Below are 18,593 nucleotides of genomic sequence, written 5' to 3'. Positions count from 1 at the left end.
GTCAAGCATCGTGCCGCGATATTGGGCATGCGCGGTGCGCTGCGGTAAGAAGAGCTTGGCGGAACCGTGCTTTGCCATTAGTTTGCAATCTGCGTGTGCAACACTGCCGCGCAAAGAGCATGTCGACGGGATGTTGTTGCAATTGACGCGATCGATGCGGATCAAGGTGGGGCGGCTGGTCGCCCTCGCCTATCTGTTCTGCGTCCTCGCGCCGGCCGCGGCTCTCGCCTGGGGGCACGGCCCCGCACCGTGTCTCGATGACGCGGCGCTGGCCGATCTTGTCCCGAATCATCACGAGACGGCTGCGAGCCACATGCATGGCAGCGCGTCGCATGACCACGCCGGCACGCACGCTCATCAGCACGCCGCACAGGACGCGCCCGCCAAACACCATCATGACGGCAAGGGCGCACCCGGCCCTTGCTGCGCGATGATGTGCGTCAGCGCGCTGCCGGTCTCGCTGCCCGACCTCGCCAAGCCGATCCAGCCGGTCTCCGCCTGCGTCCCGGATATCGTCGCCAGCCTGCACAGCGAGGCGCCGCCCCTGCTCTACCGCCCTCCGATCGCCTGACCTGACGTGACGACATGAGGCCAACGCGCGTTTTCGCGCGCATGCGCCTGTGATCATCAGACAGATCAGGAATAGACCATGCTTACGCTTCTCGGAGCGAGGTTCGCCGCCGCATCTTCGGCGCGTGGACGACACCTGCGATTCAATTGGCCGCTGCTGGCCGCGCTCGTGCTGTCCGGCTGCATGCCGGCCACGCCGCCGCTGCCAGGTGCTGGTCCCGCCGATCCGGCGGCCAGGGTCGCGCGCGTTGGCTATCGCTCGACGATCGCGCCCTATGACAGCCTGCGGCCTGCCGAGCCTGGACCGTGGCGCGAGCGCAACGACAGCGCTGCGCCCCAGCCCAAAACTCAACCCAAGCCGGACCGGTAGGAGCGCGCCATGGCAAATCATTTTGCACGCGGCCTGCTTGCTCTTGCCGCGCTTGGCCTGTCCGGCTGCGCCGCCTTCTCACCAGACAGCGGCATGAATGCGGTGTCCGAGCTCACCAGCCAGAGCATCGGCAAAGACGTCGCCTTCGTCCGCTCCGCCGCCGGTGCTGCTGCGGTGAGTGACACCGTCCGCCGCGTGCTGTCGCGCACGCTGAGCATTGAGGCGACCGTGCAGATCGCGCTCCTCAACAACAAGGGACTTCAGGCCGCTTATAACGAGCTGGCGCTGGCCGAGACCGAGCTCGTGGAACAGAGCCTGCCGCCGAATCCCGTGTTCTCCATCTCGCGGATCTCCGGCGATGGCGCAAGCGAGATCGAGCGCCAGGTCGTCGGCGACATTCTTGCGCTGGCAACCCTGCCGATCCGCTCCGACATCGCCCGCGACCGTTTCCGCCAGGCGCAGTTGCGCGCGGCACTTGCCACGTTGCGGCTCGCCGCCGACGTGCGCCGCGTCTATGTCCGCACTGTCGCCGCCAACGAGATGGTGGCGCTACTGACCGACGCGAAGTCGACAGCGGAATCGACCGCGCGGCTTGCTGTAAAACTCGGCGAGACCGGATCGATCAACAAGCTCGATCAGGCCCGCGAGCAGGTGTTTTACGCCGAGACCACCGCCGACCTCGCCACCGCGCGACAGGCGGCAACGAGCGGGCGCGAAAGGCTCGCGCGCCTGATGGGGCTGTGGGACGGCGGCCTCGATTTCCGGCTCCCCAACGCATTGCCGCCGCTGCCGCGGCGGCCGCTTTCGTTGCCCTCGATCGAGGCCGATGCGGTGGCTCATCGAATTGACTTGCAGATCGCGCGGCTGGAGCTGACGGCGCTGGCAAAGTCGCTGAACCTCACCGAAGCGACGCGCTTCGTCACCCTGCTCGATCTCGCCGGCATCTCCCGCCGCACCCAGGATCCGGAAGGCCCGCCGTTCCGCGAGCGCGGCTTCGACGTGCTATTCCAGATCCCGATCTTCGACGGCGGCGAAGTGCGCGTGCGGCAGGCGGCGGAGACCTACAACCTCGCTTTCAATCGCCTGACCGAGCGCGCCGTCAATGTCCGCTCGGAGGCGCGCGATGCCTATCGGGTCTACCGATCGACCTACGACATCGCGAGCCACTACCAGCGCGAGATCCTGCCGCTGCGCAAGATCATCACCGAGGAGATGCAGCTCCGCTTCTCCTCCATGCAGGTCGATATCTTCGCGCTCCTGACCGAGGCACGCCAACGTCTCGCCTCGCTGCGCGGGGCGATCGACGCCAAGCAAAGCTTCTTCCTCGCGCAGTCCGACTTGCAGACCGCCGTCAATGGCGGCGGCGCGCCATCGGGCGGCAGCGACATTCCGACAACCATTGCCGCGGCAGCGCCTGCCGATGGCGGCCACTGAAACGGAGGCAGAGATGTTTTCCCGCCGAGGATTTTTGGGCACCGCCGCGCTTGCCGGCGCATCGGCAATCAGCGGCCGCGTCCAGGCCGCAGGGATTCCGGAAGCCCCGCACATGGACAAGGTGGTGATGCAGCCGCCGCTGTACCCGACGAACGGGCCGGACTATCGCCCCGTCGTCACGCTCAACGGCTGGACGCTGCCGTTCCGCATGAATGGCGACTGGAAGGAATTCCATCTCGTCGCCGAGCCCGTGGTGCGCGAATTCGCCGAAGGCATGAAGGTCAATCTCTGGGGCTATAACGGCCAGTCGCCGGGCCCCACCATCGAAGCGGTGGAGGGCGACAAGGTCCGCATCTTCGTCACCAACCGCTTGCCCGAATACACCACCGTGCACTGGCACGGCATGAGCGTGCCGAGCGGCATGGACGGTGTCGGCGGGCTGAACCAGCCGCACATCCCGTCTGGAAAGACCTTCGTCTACGAGTTCGAGATGAAGAAGAGCGGGACCTTCATGTACCACCCGCATTCCGACGAGATGGTGCAGATGGCGATGGGCATGATGGGCATGGTCGTCGTGCATCCGCGCGATCCGAATTTCCGTCCCGTCGACCGCGACTTCGTCTTCGTGATGAGCACCTATCGCGTCGACCCCGGCACCTACCTGCCGAAGGTCAACGAGATGACCGACTTCAACATGTGGACCTGGAATTCGAGGGTGTTTCCCGGCATCGATCCCCTGCCGGTCAGGCTCGGCGACAAGGTGCGCGTGCGCATCGGCAATCTCAGCATGACCAATCATCCGATCCATCTGCACGGCCACAGCTTTGCCGTGACCTGCACCGACGGTGGGTGGATTGCGGAGAGCGCGCAATATCCGGAGACGACGACCGACGTGCCGGTCGGCGCCGTGCGCGTGTTCGACGTGCTCGCCGACAATCCCGGCGACTGGGCGTTCCACTGCCACAAGTCGCATCACACCATGAACGCGATGGGCCACGACATGCGCAACATGATCGGCGTGTCGCGCAAGGATCTGGCGCGCGCCGTCGGCAAGCTCGCGCCGGACGCGATGGTGATGGGCCAGGCCGGCATGGCGATGGGCAACATGGAGATGCCCGCGCCCGACAACACGCTACCGATGATGACGGGCGCGGGCCAGTTCGGGCCAATCGAGATGGGCGGCATGTTCACGGTGATGAAGATCCGCGAGGGGATGGCGCGCGACGACTATCGCGATCCCGGCCCCTATCAATTCCCGCAAGGCACCGTTGCCTACGAGGTCGAGGCGCCTGATGCGGCACCGGCGCGGCAACCAGGCGCGCCGGCGAAGAAGATGTAACCGCTCATTTCGACGAACCATCAACTGGAGACCAAGATGAAGAAGAAAACGATCATCACACTGGCGGCACTCTCGCTTTTGGCCGCGCCCTCCATCGCGCACGAAAATCATCGGCACGAGAGCTTTTCGGCCGGCGAGCCCGGCGATCCCAGCAAGCCCGCGCGCACCATCGAGATCGCGATGAGCGAGATGGACTATGAGCCATCGAGGATCGAGGTCAAACGCGGCGAGCAGATCCGCTTCGTGCTGCGCAATGTCGGCACGGAGGACCATGAATTCCTGCTCGCCACCAAAAAGGAGAATCTCGCGCACGCGGAGGTGATGAAGAAGCATCCGCACATGGAGCACGACGACCCCAACGGGGTGCGGCTCGCGCCGAAAAAGACGGCCGAGATCCTCTGGAAGTTCACCAAGGCCGGCACGTTCGAATTTTCCTGCCTGATCCCCGACCACCGCGACTACGGCATGGTCGGCCACGTCACCGTGAAGTGAGCCATGGAGCGAATCATGAAACCGATCATCCGACTGACCGCATCGCTCGCGCTGACGCTGGGCCTGTCCCTGGGCGCAACCGCGCAAGGAGCCTCCATCAACGGCGAGGTGAAGAAGATCGACGAGGCCGCCGGCAAGATCACCCTGAAGCACGGCCCCGCCAAGAGCCTCGGCATGGATGAGCCCATGACCATGGTCTACCGCGTCAAGGACCCCGCTTTGCTCAAGCAGGTGAAGGTCGGCGACAAGGTGACCTTCGAGGCCGAGGAGGCGGCGGCGGGGTATACCGTGACGACGATGCAGAAGGCGAAGTAGGGCCCGTCGGTTTTCCACCCTGGTCATTCCGGGGCGCGCCTCTTGGCGCGAGCTATGATGCGCAATTGCGCATCTGAGAATCCATGCCTCCACACCGCTTGCGGCACGACGATTCCGGGTTCGCCCTTCGGGCGCCCCGGAACGACATCCCGAGAAGCCCGAAACACCCCGGTCCACCCTCCTGCCGCACCCTCCGTTAACCCTTTGCTAACCATACACCGGGCAAAAATTGCCGGGTGAAGTCGAGTGTCGTCAGCCGCGTAAAACGGGAGCCCCCGTGGACGCCAGTGCGGTGCCTCACTTTCGGAGCGGTGGCCCATCGGCCACCGCGCAGGCGTTTGGGGCGCGCGGGCGGCAATCGCGCGGGGAGGCAGCTACCATGGTCGACGTCACCGCGGGACAGGGCGTAGGCGGCGCGAAGCCCACCCTCCCCTCCCTCACCGAAATCGGCAACATCCTCAAGCGCGGTGACATCGCGCTGGCGCTTGGCATCCTCACCATCCTCGTGGTGCTGATCCTGCCCCTGCCCGCGATCGTGCTGGACCTGTTCCTGGCGATCTCGATCACGCTCTCGATCCTGATCCTGATGACGGCGCTGTTCATCCAGGCGCCGCTGGAATTCTCCGCCTTCCCGACCATCCTGCTGATCTCGACCATGCTGCGGCTGTCGCTCAACATGGCCTCGACTCGCCTGATCCTGTCGCACGGGCACGAGGGCACGGATGCGGCCGGTCACGTCATCGAAGCCTTCGGCAGCTTCGTGATGGGCGGCAATTTCGTGATCGGAATCATCGTCTTCGCCATCCTGATCATCGTCAACTTCGTCGTCATCACCAAGGGTTCGGGCCGCATCGCCGAAGTCGCCGCGCGCTTCCACCTCGATGCCATGCCCGGCAAGCAGATGGCGATCGACGCCGACCTCTCGGCCGGCCTGATCGACGAGAAGGTCGCCAAGGAGCGGCGCAAGGCGCTGGAGGACGAGAGCGGCTTCTTCGGCGCCATGGACGGTGCCTCGAAATTCGTCCGCGGCGATGCCATCGCCGGTCTTTTGATCGTCTTCATCAACGTCGTCGGCGGCATGATCATCGGCGTCGCGCAGCAGGGCCTGTCCTTTGCGGACGCCGGACGCAGCTACACGCTGCTGACGGTCGGCGACGGCCTCGTCACGCAGGTGCCGGCGCTGATCGTCTCGACCGCGGCAGGCCTGCTCGTCTCCAAGGCCGGTGTCTCCGGCGCGGCGGACAAGGCGCTGATGAAGCAGTTCTCCGGCTACCCGCAGGCCCTCGCGATGTCCTCGGCGGTAATGCTCGTTCTGGCCGCCCTGCCGGGCATTCCGACCATCCCGTTCCTCGCGCTCGGGGCCGGCGCCGGCGCGCTGGCCTGGCAGGCGCGCAACCACAAGAAGACCACCGTCAAGGCCGAGGAAGCCGCCAAGAGTGCCCCTGCTGCCGGAACGCCCGGCGCGCCGGGCGCCGCTGCAGCGGAAGAGCCGATCTCAGCGGCGCTGAAGATCGACGACCTCAAGATTGAACTGGGCTACGCGCTTCTGCCGCTCGTCAACGGCCCCGACGGCACCGACCGCCTCACCGAGCAGATCAAGGCGCTGCGCCGCTCGCTCGCGATCGAGATGGGTTTTGTGATGCCGGCGGTGCGCATCCTCGACAATGTCCAGCTCGAAGCCAACACCTACATCATCAAGATCAAGGAGGTCGACGCCGGCACCGGCAAGATCTGGCCGAACCAGTTCATGGTCATGGACCCCGGCGGCAATCAGGTCCAGGTGCCCGGCATCCACACCACCGAGCCGACCTTCGGCCTGCCCGCGACCTGGGTCGATGCCAGCCTCAAGGAGGAGGCCTCGCTCAAGGGCTACACCGTCGTCGATGCCGCCACCGTGCTTTCGACCCATCTCACCGAGCTGCTCAAGGCCAACATGTCCGACCTGTTGTCTTACGGCGAGGTGCAGAAGCTGCTCAAGGAGCTGCCGAAAGAGCAGAGCGAGCTGGTCAAGGACATCGTGCCGGCGCAGGTCACGGTCTCCGGTATCCAGCGCGTGCTGCAGCTGCTGCTCGCCGAGCGCATCTCGATCCGCGACCTCTCCACCATCCTCGAAGGCATCGCCGACTCCCTCGCCTTCTCGCGCAATCCCGCCACCATGGTCGAGCACGTCCGTGCCCGTCTGGCGCGGCAGATCTGCGCGCAGAACACCTCCTACAACGGCTACCTGCCGCTGATCGCGCTGTCGGCGCGGTGGGAGCAGGCCTTTGCCGAGTCCATTGTCGGCCAGGGCGAAGAGCGCAGCCTTGCAATGCAGCCTTCGAAACTGTCGGAGTTCATGACCGCCGTGCGCGAAGCGTTCGAGCGTGCCGCGCGCGAAGGCGAAGCGCCGGTGCTGGTCACCTCTGCGGCTATTCGTCCTTTCGTGCGGTCTCTGGTCGAGCGGTTCCGCGCCCAGACCACCGTGCTGTCGCAGGCGGAAATCCACCCCAGGGCGAGGTTGAAAACGGTCGGAAGCGTCTGATTTGCCTTAAGAAGCCGTGTGTTTTTCAGCCACAGGCAAATGGTTTTTGAGTTCCTGGCGCCTTGTCGACCAGATGCCGTTCAGGCGCCATACAGGTACATTACAGCCTTGAAATAATTATATTATCGAACGGGCCGCGACCGATTTTGATCGCGGCCGTTCACGTCCTTTCACGCTCTTGTGATCCCCCCTTGGGAACGAATCCTCTCCATACTAGGTTGTTGGGCATCGGAAGCATGAACCTGCCCGAACAGGGTAGCGACTACTTCGGGTAGATGGCGGCAGGAGGCTTCCATGAACCACTCGATCTACAGCGCGGATCGCTCGACCCATCTGAAGGTGGTGGTCGTGGCGCTCGTCGCAGGGATCGCGGTGGCAGGCCTCGGCATCGCGGCACGCTCGGGTTCGGATGAAGGTCTGACCCAAACCGCCCGCGTCATCAAGGCTGGCAAGCCAGTCGCTATCACCAGCTCGAACGGATCTCTCGTTCGCTAAGGAGTTTTGACGAGTTTCAGGAATTCACGCGGCTCTTTACCAGCCCCCCAAAGTCGCCACGTGGATATGTAGACGACCCCAACCCCAAGTCGACTACGGAAAGCGCCCGCCCCCCACGGGCGCTTTCTCATTTCTGGAGCAAACTCGTCATTGCGAGCGCAGCAAGGTGCGGCATGCACGCACTATCGCGCCCCATAGGTTGGTGGCGGTGCCTGCACGGTTGGCGCGGCGGCGGCGAAGAGGTCGTCCTTGCTGCCCGAGAGCGGCGGGTAGATGCGCTTGCAATTGATGGTCTGCTTGGTCGCCTTCGCGGCTGCACCAGTCGTGCGCACCTCGCGGTCCCATCCTTCGGTGTAGAGCGCGCCCCAATCGCCGAGATCGAGCACGGTTACGTACCAGTCGATCCGCAGCGGCAGCATCGGCTGGCCGGCGAGATCGGCCACCACATTGTGGCCGGCGAAGCGGCCCATGGGACGGGCGAACTGGCAGGACATCACGGTTGGATGCAGCCCGTCGACCACGCTCGAGGCGACATCGCCGGCGGCGAACACCCCAGGCAAATCCGCAACCCGCATGAAGGGGTCGACCAGCAGCCGCCCGAGGCGATCGCGCGCGCCCGGCAGGCTGGCAGCAAGCGGGCTTGCACGCATGCCCGCGCACCAGACCACCGTCTGCGTTGCGATGACTTCGTCGGAGCTCAGACGAATGCCGGCAGCCGCAATGGACTCGACCCGCACGCCGAGACGCGTCCCCACCTCGAGCGAAGACAGGGCCGTCTCAATGACGGGCCGCGCGTGCTCGCCGATGGTTGCGCCGACCACGGGGTTGGGATCAACCAGGATGACGCGGCGGCCGCCGGTGATGCCGGCGCGCGTCAGCCGGGCCGGCATTTCGGCTGCAACCTCGATGCCGGTAAAACCCGCGCCAACCACGACGACGGTCGCGCGCCCCGGTGACGGCGCGCTACGTCCGAGCACCGCGAGATGGGCCTTGAGGCGCAGCGCCGCGGCATAGGTGTCGACGTCGAAGCCATGCTGCGCGAGCCCCGGAATGTCGGGGCGCATCACTTCGCTGCCGAGCGCGAGCACCAGGCGGTCGTAAGCCAGCGTCTCGTTGCCGCGGCTCGTGACGAGCGATATCTCGCGTCGCGCCGGGGCGATGGCCTCAACCTCTCCGATGGCGTGGCTGACGCCGATCGGATCGAGCAGCTGCGGAAGCGGAAGCGCGACGTCGCTCAGGTCGACCTCGTAATTGCGCACACGGATGTTGTGGTAGGGGTTGCGGTCGACGAGATGAATCTCGATGTCGGTCGCGCCGATCTCCGCGCGCATGCGCGCGGCACCGATGGCGGCCCACAGCCCTGCAAATCCGGCGCCGAGCACGACGATACGCGCCATGTCCGCCTACTGCGTTGTCCTCGATAAGTCCGAAAAGCTCGTCACAACCTGTATAGCGCATCCGGCCGGACAGACCAACCGCAACGGCCCCGACCGGCGATGCAGAATTGCGGCTGGGGCTTACACCCCGCGCAATTCCGATGGCGTTGCGCCGAAGCGCTTGCGGAAGGCGCGGTTGAAGTAGGACAAGTCGGAAAATCCTGCCGAATGCGCGATGTCGCTGATCTTGCGCGCCCTGGCGCGGGGATCACCGAGCAGTTTTCGCGCGAGGAGGAGCCGTTGTTCCAGCACGAATTCGGTGAAGGTCGTGCCGGCCTGCTCGAACAGCCGCTGCGCCTGGCGCGGGCTCAGCCCCGAGCGCGCCGCGACCTCGGACAGGCAGAGATCGTTGCGACCGAGCGCGGCCATCACGTCGGCGCGCATCAGATCGAGACGCGCCGCCGCCTGCCCACGGCCGCGCGCGAGGCTTGCGTGCTCGGCATCGGTGCCGAGCAGGAGGCCGACGAGATCGACCATGTGTTGCGCGGTCAGGCGTTGGCCGATGGCATCGAGATGCGGGCCGTTATTGGCCGCGAGCGCGTGATAGCGGAAGATGGTTTCGGCGACCGCACCGTCGGAGAGGACCTGCGAGAGCTTGTCCTCGGCGCGCGGGCTGATCTCGAGCAGCGCACGGCGCGGCATGCGAATGGTGGTGAATCGGTCCTGATCGGTGTGGCCGACCGCGCCGGTGACGCTCATGTCGGCAAGCATCATCTGCGACGGCGTGAGCTCGATGGGGCGGCTGTTTTGCTCGACGCGGACGAGGCCCGCATGCGCTGAGATCAGCACGAGATCATCGCTGCCGTCGGCGAGGCTGCTCTGCGTGCGCGAATATTGCGCCGAGGTGCCTTCGGGAATGGCGAGCGCGATGTCTCCGATCACACTGATCTGCAGCCGGCAATCGATGCTGTCGCCATGGCTCGGCCCGACATCGAGGCCGCATGGCCCGCAGGCCCTGTCGCGCCACTGCTCGAATGCGGGGCCGCGCGGCAGCCCTGCATATTGGTGAAAGAAGATGCCCGGCGTCTTCGCTGCATCCATTTGACTTCTCGCCCTTGCCCTCTCCAGCGCAGCAACTTGCGCCGCCGAAACTCGATTGCGCGCATTTGACGCAGCGAACTGCACTGAGGTTCAAAGAGCAGAGAAAAGCGGGGTTGGCTTGTCGGAATGCGACGGAGAAATGGACAGTGGCGACATGATCGCCTCACGGGCGACGACTTCAACAGCGGCCTACTTCCTCGTCGGCGCCTGCGGCTGGGGCGGCGGCACGGTCTCGATCAGCTTGCCGGAAAATACCGGTGCCGAGGTCGGCTGGCCGCTCGGCGAGCCGCCGGCCTGCTCGACGGTGACGGCATAGGTCGCGTTGTTGACGACGTCGGCGTCGTAGGAGGCGAGCACCGGACGCGCGGTGAAGTCATTGGCGCCGATGACACCAAGCGAGCGCGGGCGCGGCAGCTTGTCGGAGATCAGCCAGAGCTCAAAGCTCTTGCCGGGCTCCGGCGTCGCGCCGACCTTGCGCACCGTGAAATTCCTGGTCGCGCCATCAATGGTGAGGATGAAGGCGGGGCCGCCGTTCGGGCCTTGCAACAGCGCGACATATTGCGAGGGCGGCAGGACCGGCGCGGCGGGCGCCTTCACCTCGACGGTCTGGATGCGCGGTGCGGGACGAAGCGCGCCGGGCAGCGCGTCGGGCTGAAAGATCTGGAGCGACAGCGTCACAAGCAGCGCGGCCGCGAGCGCGCCGGCCACGGACGCGATGCTGCGCCAACGCTTCACGCGGCTTTCGAGGCGGATCACGTTGCGGTCGTCGACGACCGGAATGCTCGTGACGGGCGCGACGTGAGGATCGGGCGCGTGAACCTGCGGCACGAATTGCGGCACGAAGTCCGACGTGACCTCCGAGGCATCCTGCTGCGACACCGCGGCCGGCTCCGGCGCAGGTACTGGCGGCGGCGCATCGAGCAGCGCCGGCGGCTCCTGAGGTGCAGGTGGCTGCTCCGCGACCGCCGGCTCCTGCGCTGCGGATGGCTGCTGCGATGCGGCGGTCTGCGCAATCGCGAACTTGATGCTCTCCCACACGATCGGCCGCGGTTCGACCGATCCGACCATCTGGTTGAGAACGCCGAGGCGGAATTCCCAGGCCTGCACGATCGCGGCGAAGTCCTTGTCCACCGCCATCATGGCCTCGACCTGCGCGCGCTCGTCGGCCTCGAGCGTGCCGAGCGCATATTCGGCGGCGAGCGCGATATGGTCTTCCGGGTAGGCCATCAGCGTCCTTCACCTCTCCCATAGGGAGAGGTCGATTTGCATCTGGCGATGCGAAGCATCGTCCAGTGTAAATCGGGTGAGGGGTTCAGGTCCCACGAGAGAGCGAGGCCCCTCACCCGCATTGCATCTTCCGATGCAAAGCGACCTCTCCCTATGGGAGAGGTGAACCGAGAACGCCGCGCTGGCCTGTACACTCTCGTCATCCTCTAAAGTCCAAGACACTCCCGGATGTCCATCATGCTGCGCCTCAGCCAGGTCTTCACCGTGTTGACGGGCGCGGCAAATTTCTCCGCCAGCTGCTCGCGGCTCCAGCCGTTGTAATAGGCGAGAAGCACGAGCCTCTGACGATCCGGCTCGAGCCGGCCGATACATTCCAGGAGCCGCTTCAATTCCTCCGTCATCTCCCGGCGAGCCAGGGGATCAGGACTGTCGGCCGCGACCTCCATCGCCTGAGGCTCTTCCTCGATGGAGGCTTCCGTCTTCTTGCGCACGAGGTCGATGGCACGGTTGCGCGCGATCGACGCCATCCACGTGATCGGCGACGACAGCGCGGGATTGAACTGGCCGGCGCTGTGCCAGATTCTGACGTAGGTTTCCTGAATGACCTCCTCTGCGAGATCCTGTCGACGCAAGATACGGAGCACGACGCCATAAAGTTTCGCGCGCGTGGCGCCGTAGAGACGCTCGAACGCCGCCTCATCGCCCTTCGCCACCGCTGCGATCAGCCCGACCAGCTCTGCTGGCGTCAGCATTCAGCCCCCCAACACGCGCCGCCCTGTCGCTTCTCCGCGCCGGGCCTTTGGCACCCTACTACCATAGCGCGCGAAAAAGCCCGTGACCAAGGGGTGGGGACGCCACACTGTGGACAGCAAATGCGAAAACCCGGACCTTGCGGGCCCGGGCTTCGCAAATTCTCGGCGAGAGGGTCGCTGGCGGCACCCTTAGGCGATGGCGCCCATGCGGGCCCGCATCAGGCCGATGCTGTCGAGATCGGCCTGCTCGCGAGCGCTTTCCTCGGCGCGTTCGCGGGCTTGGTCGCGCTCGTCCAGCAACTCGACCTTTTTCAGCTCCTCGAAGGCCTCGCCCAGCACGGCCTTGGCCTCCTCGAGCTGGCCTTTCAGCTCGTCGGCCGAACGGGTCAGGTTCTCGCGGCGCTGGATCGCGGCCTTGGCATAGGTCGGATAAGCGAAATGCGAGGGATCGTTGATCCCGGCGCGCTCCTGCTCGGTCAGGATCTCGCGCTCGAGGTCGGTCGACATCCGCTGGAAGTCGGCGATCATGGTCTCGATCTGGGCGACCCTGCGGCGCTTCTCGTCGACCTGAAACTTCTTCAGACGGATGAGGGTTTCACGTGACTTCATCGACTCGTACTCCCCAGAAGTCCCCTAGCTGCACGTGGGACGACACCGGTCTCCCCACAGGCCCGATTGGGGCCCAGACCGGCTTGGCTACTCTGTGGGAGCGGATGATGAACTGACAAAGTTAGCGTTCCGTTTCCAAATCGGCGAGGATTTGCGCCAACTGGCGGTAGCCGTCCGAAAGGGATGCACTTTCGTCCTTGCGCTGCCGAAGAAACGCCTCCAGCGGCTCGTGCAGCCGGATCGCCTCGTCGACCTCCGGGCTGGAGCCGGCCCGGTAGGCGCCCAGCCGGATCAATTCCTCCATGTCGGCATAGGTCGCCATCACTTGGCGCGCCCGCTGGATGGTCGGCCAGAACTGCGGGTCGGCCGATTTCGGCATGGTGCGGGAGACGGATTTGAGGATGTTGATCGCGGGGTAGCGGCCGCGCTCGGCGATCGAGCGCTGCATCACAATATGCCCGTCGAGGATGCCGCGGACCGCGTCCGCGATCGGCTCGTTATGATCGTCGCCGTCGACCAGCACCGTGAAGATCGCGGTGATGGCGCCCTCGCCCAAGCCCGGACCCGCGCGCTCGAGCAGCTTCGGCAGTTCAGTAAAGACGGTCGGCGTATAGCCCTTGGCGGTCGGCGGCTCGCCGGCGGAGAGCCCGATCTCGCGCTGCGCCATGGCAAAGCGCGTCACCGAGTCCATCAGGCACAGGACGTCCTTGTCCTCGTCGCGGAAATATTCGGCGACCGCGAGCGTGAGATAGGCGGCCTGGCGCCGCATCAAGGCCGGCTCGTCCGAGGTCGCGACCACCACGACGGAGCGGGCCAGCCCCTCCTCGCCGAGATCGTCCTGCAAGAATTCCTGCACCTCGCGGCCGCGTTCGCCGATCAGCCCGATGACGCTGACATCGGCGTCGACGTTGCGCGCGAGCATCGAGAGCAGCACGGATTTGCCGACGCCGGAACCGGCGAAGATGCCCATGCGCTGGCCGCGGCAGCAGGTAAGAAAAGTGTTCATCGCGCGCACGCCGAGATCGAGCGGCGCGCCGACGCGCTTGCGCGAATGCGCCGGCGGCGGCGCGTTGCGGAACGGCATCGGCGAGGTTCCCTGCGGCAGCGGCCCTTTGCCGTCGATCGGCTCGCCCAGCGCATTGACGACTCGTCCGAGCCAGGCCGCAGAGGGCCGCACCTGGTTGGCGGCGTTGGCGATGACGGCCTTGCAGCCGCGGCGTACACCGTCGAGACCTGCGAATGGCATCACCACAGCGTTGCTGCCGGAGAACCCGATCACCTCGCAGGGGATGGAACGGTTGGCGCCGGTCTCGATCACGAGCCGCGCCCCCACCGACATGGCGTGAATGGGCCCGGCCACCTCGACCATCAGGCCGCGCACGCCCACAACACGGCCATAAATATTGACGCCGTCGATATCGCCGATCTGTTCGGCCAGAGCCTTCATGCGGCTAGCGCCTTGATGAATTTGGACTTCATGGAGAAAAGCTTAAGTTTCGCCATATTTCGGAACGGCGCTTAACTTCGTGTTTACCCGCATCATTAATCATTGCGTCACCTGTCTTTGTGACTGAGCGCGCCTACCCTTCAGAAGAAGGCCGAGTCGCGGGAGTCGGTTAGGCCCGTCTCTTAAAGTGGAACTTGAACGGAACTGGGTGACGAAAGCTGCTTCTGCACAATACCTTAGGGCGATTCGACAAAAATTGCATCCGTAGGGCTTGCGTTCCAGAATCAGATTTTGTTAACCATCTCAGGTCAGGATCCGAATCAGTTGTTCAAAGGCGTTTTGTTGAGTGCCGCGAATGCGGCCGACCTGACGCCCGGAGCGGCGACTATGGGGAACTGGCATGCGCGTTTTGCTGATTGAAGATGACAGCGCCGTCGCGCAGTCGATCGAGCTAATGTTGAAGTCTGAGAGCTTCAACGTCTACACGACCGACCTGGGGGAAGAGGGCGTCGATCTCGGTAAACTATACGATTACGATATCATTCTTCTCGACCTCAACCTGCCCGACATGTCCGGTTACGACGTGCTCAAGCAGCTCCGGGTCTCCAAGATCAAGACACCGATTCTGATCCTCTCCGGCCTCGCCGGCATCGAGGACAAGGTCAAGGGTCTCGGCGTCGGCGCCGACGACTACATGACCAAGCCCTTCCACAAGGACGAGCTGGTGGCGCGCATCCACGCCATCGTGCGTCGCTCCAAGGGCCACGCCCAGTCGGTCATCCAGACCGGCGACCTCGTCGTCAACCTCGACACCAAGACGGTGGAAGTCGGCGGCCAGCGCGTGCATCTGACCGGCAAGGAATATCAGATGCTGGAGCTGCTCTCGCTCCGCAAGGGCACGACCCTCACCAAGGAAATGTTCCTCAATCACCTCTATGGCGGCATGGACGAGCCGGAGCTGAAGATCATCGACGTCTTCATCTGCAAGCTCCGCAAGAAGCTCGCCAACGCCTCCGAAGGCCGCAACTTCATCGAGACCGTGTGGGGCCGCGGCTACGTGCTGCGGGAGCCGCACGAGGCCGACGAGCGCATCCCCGCCTGATTGGGTTAAGTCGCGAGCCACGGCTCGCTCCTCCCAGCCTGGACCCCGCCGCAAATGGCGGGGTTTTTGTTTTTGGGGCTGGCGAACGTGGCCGGACGGGCGCGTCTCTGAACCGACCTCAGACCCCCGCAAGCACCGGGGTGGCCAGCACGGGGCGTTTGACCGGGCAACGCGCGGCCGCCTCGCGCAGGTATCCGATCATCGCATAGCCGATGATGAAGCCGAACAGGAAGGTCGGAAGCACGAAGGAGAGCATGAACATCCATCCGGTGACACCATGGACGATCTCCATCACCGGCATGGGCACGACCTGGTGGATAGCAAGCAGCATCCATAACATCACCGTCATGCCGCCACCAAAGACGAGGCCGTCCCTCAACTGCCTTGTCTGCCGCGACCGCCTCCCCCACGTCGAATCCTGCACCAGCAGGGCCGTCATCGCGCCGATGCCCCAGGGAAAGATCAGCAGTGGCAGTTCGTGCAGCACCACCTCACCAAAGGGCCGGTCCGGAAACTGGTAGAAGTCGAACGTCGCCTGCACCGGGAAAAAGATCAGCGCGCTGACGAGACCGACCGACAGGATGAACCCGACCGGGAGCCGGCCGAAGATGTTCTCGTTCGCGAACGCGTAGTGCCGCTTGAAGTGGTACACCAGCCAGAAGTTCACGATGAACTGGAGAGGGGTGGTGACGAGCGTCCGCAGCACGCCGGCGGATTGATCTCCGGGAAGATGGACGATCGTCCACGATGCGAGCAGCCATAGCAGGCACCAGCCGCAGGCGAAGGCGGCGACGATCGCCACGGGCTTCAGAATGCCGGGCGAGGTCGGAGCCAGCGTGAAACCGATCGCCGCCAATCTGCGCTTGCTGCGGCCAAGCGTCCACTCACCGGCGAGCGCCGCGCGTGCGGCGAAGAGCAGAAGGTTGTTGAGCAGGGAATCCATGTCCTTGCGCAGGTCTTCCAGCATGCATCCTGCCGCCGTCTGGGCGGCCAGCTGGAGCTGGCTGACCGTGCTGTGGCGGGTCGAGAGGGAATCGAGGGCCTGCCAGTCGTTCGGCTCGACCTCGCTGTCCTCCATGATCGCGCCGTAGATCTCGCCGCTGCTCTTGAGCACGCGGACCGTGCGAAAGCACAGGGCGTCGTAGACGGACTGCAGTTCGGCATGAAGATCGGCGCTGCGCTCCATGAAGCTCTCGCGCTTTTCGGCGCAACGGTCGAGATGGAGCATCAGCGCCGAGATCTTGAGAAATCGCGACTGGATTGCGGTCGATTGCACGGCACGAAAATCGTCGATCTGGTAGCCGATCCTGGACAGCTTGCGCTGCAGGATCGGCATGTCGTCGGGACGGACCTGAAACGGAGATGCGGCCAGCGCGTCGCGCAGCGAAAGCGCGCTGACGGGAATGCCGGCCAGTTCCTGGCAGAAGCCTCGCCACCACCTGGGAACGAAGGGAACGATCCAGGCGAAGATCAGGAGCCAGATCGTGGCAAGCGGCGACAGCTTCTGCGGCAGCAGCCAATAGGCAAACAGGATCGGCGCAATGAAGGCGGCGAGGCCGAACGCGAACAGCGGCCGCGTCGTGAACGAGCGGGTGCCCTTGAGCGTGTGAAACCTGAACCAGTAGAACAGCACGACAAGAAGCGGCCCGCCGAAGGAATCGAAGATCGCATTCAACGGCTCAACGAAAGTATCGAGCGACACGGTGAACTCCTATCGCTAGGGATCGCTGGAGGACGCACCGGGCACTGCGGGCTCCGGCGATCCATGATGAAAATCACACGACCTGGGCGACGATCTTGGCCTTCTGGACCAGGAGGTCGATGTTGTCGGGCGCCAGCGCAATTGCGCTGTCGAGGTCGTTCTGGGCCTGCACCAGGTCCTTGACCTGCGCATACGCGTTGGCCCGCGACACCAGGTATTTCGTCTCGTTCGGATTCAGCTCGACGGCCCTGCCGAAAGCCTTGATGGCCTCCTCCAGATAGCCGCGCTTGTCGTCGATACCCGCGGCCGTCATGCTGACGATGCCCTTGATCCAGTAGAACTCGGCATTGCCGGGCTTGAGCCTGATCGCCTCCGTGATATCGGCCAGCGCATTCTCGTAGAGGCCGACCGTCACGTTGAAATTGGCCCTGCGCACGAAATATTCGGGCTTTGCCGGATCGAGCTTCAGCATGTAGGCGAAGCTGGCCGCTGCTTTCGGGATCTGCTTCTGCTTGTGCTGAAGCGTCCCGAGATCGAAATAGACTTTTGCCAGCCGGACCGAGAGCTCGTTGTCGTTTGCGAGCAGACTGTGCAGCTCCTGTCCCCGCCGGGTCAGATCCTCGAGCGCCTCAATCGTGGCCGGAGCAGCGCCGAGCGCGTCCATGAATTCGTCGCGACGCTGCCGCAGCGTCTCCTTCGACGGGCGCCCCGCGTCGACCGGGCTCGCCGGCGGCGGTGGCGTTTCGACGTCAAAAATCCTGCCGTCGGACGAGCGCATGTAGAGAACGGGGATGCCCCATTCGACCCGGGATTTCTGCTGGATGAATTTACGGGCGAGCGTCACCGCATCGTCGATCGGACGGTTGCCGGCGAGCGCGGCATAAAACCCTTCGGACATCGAGATCGCGGCGTTGTCGGTGATGGGAAACTGCATCGCCACCACGGCGGGCAGCCACCCCGTCTTCATCAGGCCGATCGCCGGATTGCCGAAGCGATCGCCGACATTGATCCTAGCGCTCTCGCAGCAATTGAGCACGATCAGGCGAAGGCTCTTGCGCGCCCCCGTCAGCATCGTCGCAAGGTCAGAGGCGAATTTCTTCACCGGCTTGCCGTCCTCGTCGACCATCACGACGAAGCCGCGCTCATCGAAGCTGCCGCCGCAGGATCCGGGCTGGGCGTCATCGACCCCGCCATGTCCGATGAAATGGAAGATGTGCCACTCGCCTTCGAGCAGCTTCTTCATCAGGTCTTTTCCGGTGCCGCCGGGGACCCACTGGAAGTCGACCCGTCCTTCGTGCTGGAGCGCGTCGATGCCCTTGTTGATGCGGTCCCGCTCCTTGACGACGTCGAGCTTCGGCCATTCGCTGGTCGAGGGATCGGAGATCATGCCGAGAATGCGTAAGGGTCCCCTGACGCTTTCAATTACCCACATTTGGAATCGGATTTGAACGACGCGCTGCGGGCGAAATCTTGAATCGGAAGAATCTGTTGTGATTCATTGTTGAGCACCTGATTCGGAGGCGTGGGGTGCTTGATGGGCTTGGTGAAGGACCGCGCGGAGGCACGTGCTCAGCGATTGACGGCCGGCATTGAGACTGAGGCGTGGGTTGATCGGGAAGCTGTGGGAAGCGAGTTTAAGGATCAGCGGCTTGGCCGCCGGTTCTGCAAATTGCTCGCACAAATCGGGAGTGACATGGGTCAAAGCATCCCGCTGGTTTGTCAGGACTGGGCCAACACAAAG

Annotated in this window: 18 protein-coding genes; 10 read left to right on the top strand and 8 right to left on the bottom strand. The window is 64.5% G+C overall.

The genetic code is table 11. The features are described 5' to 3' along the window. Nucleotides 1–154 precede the first annotated feature (154 nt). The 8 genes from K289_RS0117570 (at nucleotide 155) to K289_RS0117535 (ending at nucleotide 7,536) form a co-directional block, all read left to right on the top strand. The gene (locus K289_RS0117570) at nucleotides 155–571 is read left to right on the top strand and encodes a hypothetical protein (protein ID WP_371260828.1); all 417 of its coding nucleotides are present in this window, start codon (nucleotides 155–157) and stop codon (nucleotides 569–571) included. A gap of 78 nt (nucleotides 572–649) precedes the next feature. Continuing rightward, nucleotides 650–940, top strand: a complete 291-nt coding sequence (locus K289_RS0117565) for a hypothetical protein (protein ID WP_027552739.1) — start codon at nucleotides 650–652, stop codon at nucleotides 938–940. Nucleotides 941–949: 9 nt separating this feature from the next. Continuing rightward, nucleotides 950–2,374, top strand: coding sequence for a TolC family protein (locus K289_RS0117560; RefSeq protein ID WP_027552738.1), 1,425 nt, complete (start codon nucleotides 950–952; stop codon nucleotides 2,372–2,374). 13 nt (nucleotides 2,375–2,387) lie between these two features. After that, nucleotides 2,388–3,713, top strand: a complete 1,326-nt coding sequence (locus K289_RS0117555; RefSeq protein ID WP_027552737.1) for a copper oxidase — start codon at nucleotides 2,388–2,390, stop codon at nucleotides 3,711–3,713. Between the two features lie 36 nt (nucleotides 3,714–3,749). Further along, complete coding sequence (locus K289_RS0117550; protein WP_027552736.1) at nucleotides 3,750–4,205, top strand: cupredoxin domain-containing protein; 456 nt, start codon at nucleotides 3,750–3,752, stop codon at nucleotides 4,203–4,205. A 15-nt stretch (nucleotides 4,206–4,220) separates the two neighbouring features. Continuing rightward, the gene (locus K289_RS0117545) at nucleotides 4,221–4,520 is read left to right on the top strand and encodes a copper-binding protein (RefSeq protein WP_027552735.1); all 300 of its coding nucleotides are present in this window, start codon (nucleotides 4,221–4,223) and stop codon (nucleotides 4,518–4,520) included. A gap of 379 nt (nucleotides 4,521–4,899) precedes the next feature. After that, complete coding sequence (gene flhA / locus K289_RS0117540; protein WP_027552734.1) at nucleotides 4,900–7,041, top strand: flagellar biosynthesis protein FlhA; 2,142 nt, start codon at nucleotides 4,900–4,902, stop codon at nucleotides 7,039–7,041. A 294-nt stretch (nucleotides 7,042–7,335) separates the two neighbouring features. Beyond that, nucleotides 7,336–7,536, top strand: coding sequence for a hypothetical protein (locus K289_RS0117535; protein WP_027552733.1), 201 nt, complete (start codon nucleotides 7,336–7,338; stop codon nucleotides 7,534–7,536). A 182-nt stretch (nucleotides 7,537–7,718) separates the two neighbouring features. Here K289_RS0117535 and K289_RS0117530 read toward each other — a convergent pair whose 3' ends face one another. The 6 genes from K289_RS0117530 to fliI form a co-directional block, all read right to left on the bottom strand. Further along, nucleotides 7,719–8,933, bottom strand: a complete 1,215-nt coding sequence (locus tag K289_RS0117530; protein ID WP_027552732.1) for an NAD(P)/FAD-dependent oxidoreductase — start codon at nucleotides 8,931–8,933, stop codon at nucleotides 7,719–7,721. Between the two features lie 120 nt (nucleotides 8,934–9,053). After that, on the bottom strand, nucleotides 9,054–10,013 hold the full coding sequence (locus K289_RS0117525; RefSeq protein WP_027552731.1) for an AraC family transcriptional regulator: 960 nt from the start codon (nucleotides 10,011–10,013) through the stop codon (nucleotides 9,054–9,056). Nucleotides 10,014–10,202: 189 nt separating this feature from the next. Further along, a complete protein-coding gene (locus K289_RS0117520) occupies nucleotides 10,203–11,240 on the bottom strand; it encodes an anti-sigma factor domain-containing protein (RefSeq protein WP_027552730.1) in 1,038 nt (345 codons plus the stop codon). A gap of 206 nt (nucleotides 11,241–11,446) precedes the next feature. Beyond that, nucleotides 11,447–11,992 carry a sigma-70 family RNA polymerase sigma factor gene (locus K289_RS0117515; RefSeq protein ID WP_027552729.1) on the bottom strand — a complete coding sequence of 182 codons (546 nt, stop codon included), beginning with the start codon at nucleotides 11,990–11,992 and terminating at the stop codon, nucleotides 11,447–11,449. 189 nt (nucleotides 11,993–12,181) lie between these two features. After that, entirely contained in the window at nucleotides 12,182–12,601 is a 420-nt protein-coding gene (gene fliJ / locus K289_RS0117510) for a flagellar export protein FliJ (protein WP_027552728.1), read from the bottom strand. 121 nt (nucleotides 12,602–12,722) lie between these two features. Then, complete coding sequence (fliI, locus tag K289_RS0117505) at nucleotides 12,723–14,048, bottom strand: flagellar protein export ATPase FliI (RefSeq protein WP_027552727.1); 1,326 nt, start codon at nucleotides 14,046–14,048, stop codon at nucleotides 12,723–12,725. 400 nt (nucleotides 14,049–14,448) lie between these two features. Here fliI and ctrA point away from each other — a divergent pair, with 400 nt between their 5' ends. Beyond that, nucleotides 14,449–15,150 (top strand): response regulator transcription factor CtrA, encoded by a 702-nt coding sequence (ctrA, locus tag K289_RS0117500; RefSeq protein WP_016848562.1) that lies wholly within the window; start codon nucleotides 14,449–14,451, stop codon nucleotides 15,148–15,150. 118 nt (nucleotides 15,151–15,268) lie between these two features. Here ctrA and K289_RS0117495 read toward each other — a convergent pair whose 3' ends face one another. Together K289_RS0117495 and K289_RS0117490 are read right to left on the bottom strand one after the other, a co-directional pair. Continuing rightward, the gene (locus K289_RS0117495) at nucleotides 15,269–16,852 is read right to left on the bottom strand and encodes a hypothetical protein (RefSeq protein WP_027552726.1); all 1,584 of its coding nucleotides are present in this window, start codon (nucleotides 16,850–16,852) and stop codon (nucleotides 15,269–15,271) included. A gap of 73 nt (nucleotides 16,853–16,925) precedes the next feature. Further along, nucleotides 16,926–18,284 carry a CHAT domain-containing protein gene (locus K289_RS0117490; protein ID WP_084788632.1) on the bottom strand — a complete coding sequence of 453 codons (1,359 nt, stop codon included), beginning with the start codon at nucleotides 18,282–18,284 and terminating at the stop codon, nucleotides 16,926–16,928. Between the two features lie 102 nt (nucleotides 18,285–18,386). Between K289_RS0117490 and K289_RS44560 the strand changes: the two genes are divergently transcribed. Then, nucleotides 18,387–18,593 (top strand): transposase DNA-binding-containing protein (locus tag K289_RS44560; RefSeq protein ID WP_035685006.1); only part of this gene is annotated, 207 nt, incomplete at its 3' end.

The sequence above is a fragment of the Bradyrhizobium sp. Cp5.3 genome, from assembly GCF_000426265.1.
GTDB classification, from domain to species: Bacteria; Pseudomonadota; Alphaproteobacteria; order Rhizobiales; family Xanthobacteraceae; genus Bradyrhizobium; species Bradyrhizobium neotropicale.
Note: the sequence above shows the minus strand (reverse complement) of the source record. Positions and strands in the feature narration are given on the sequence as shown.

Bases quoted from the DNA above. Each gene is read 5' to 3' on its own strand.
- K289_RS0117570 (WP_371260828.1), top strand. From the start codon at position 155: ATGCGGATCAAGGTGGGGCGGCTGGTCGCCCTCGCCTATCTGTTCTGC.
- K289_RS0117565 (WP_027552739.1), top strand. From the start codon at position 650: ATGCTTACGCTTCTCGGAGCGAGGTTCGCCGCCGCATCTTCGGCGCGT.
- K289_RS0117560 (WP_027552738.1), top strand. From the start codon at position 950: ATGGCAAATCATTTTGCACGCGGCCTGCTTGCTCTTGCCGCGCTTGGC.
- K289_RS0117555 (WP_027552737.1), top strand. From the start codon at position 2,388: ATGTTTTCCCGCCGAGGATTTTTGGGCACCGCCGCGCTTGCCGGCGCA.
- K289_RS0117550 (WP_027552736.1), top strand. From the start codon at position 3,750: ATGAAGAAGAAAACGATCATCACACTGGCGGCACTCTCGCTTTTGGCC.
- K289_RS0117545 (WP_027552735.1), top strand. From the start codon at position 4,221: ATGAAACCGATCATCCGACTGACCGCATCGCTCGCGCTGACGCTGGGC.
- flhA (WP_027552734.1), top strand. From the start codon at position 4,900: ATGGTCGACGTCACCGCGGGACAGGGCGTAGGCGGCGCGAAGCCCACC.
- K289_RS0117535 (WP_027552733.1), top strand. From the start codon at position 7,336: ATGAACCACTCGATCTACAGCGCGGATCGCTCGACCCATCTGAAGGTG.
- K289_RS0117530 (WP_027552732.1), bottom strand. From the start codon at position 8,933: ATGGCGCGTATCGTCGTGCTCGGCGCCGGATTTGCAGGGCTGTGGGCC.
- K289_RS0117525 (WP_027552731.1), bottom strand. From the start codon at position 10,013: ATGGATGCAGCGAAGACGCCGGGCATCTTCTTTCACCAATATGCAGGG.
- K289_RS0117520 (WP_027552730.1), bottom strand. From the start codon at position 11,240: ATGGCCTACCCGGAAGACCATATCGCGCTCGCCGCCGAATATGCGCTC.
- K289_RS0117515 (WP_027552729.1), bottom strand. From the start codon at position 11,992: ATGCTGACGCCAGCAGAGCTGGTCGGGCTGATCGCAGCGGTGGCGAAG.
- fliJ (WP_027552728.1), bottom strand. From the start codon at position 12,601: ATGAAGTCACGTGAAACCCTCATCCGTCTGAAGAAGTTTCAGGTCGAC.
- fliI (WP_027552727.1), bottom strand. From the start codon at position 14,048: ATGAAGGCTCTGGCCGAACAGATCGGCGATATCGACGGCGTCAATATT.
- ctrA (WP_016848562.1), top strand. From the start codon at position 14,449: ATGCGCGTTTTGCTGATTGAAGATGACAGCGCCGTCGCGCAGTCGATC.
- K289_RS0117490 (WP_084788632.1), bottom strand. From the start codon at position 18,284: ATGTGGGTAATTGAAAGCGTCAGGGGACCCTTACGCATTCTCGGCATG.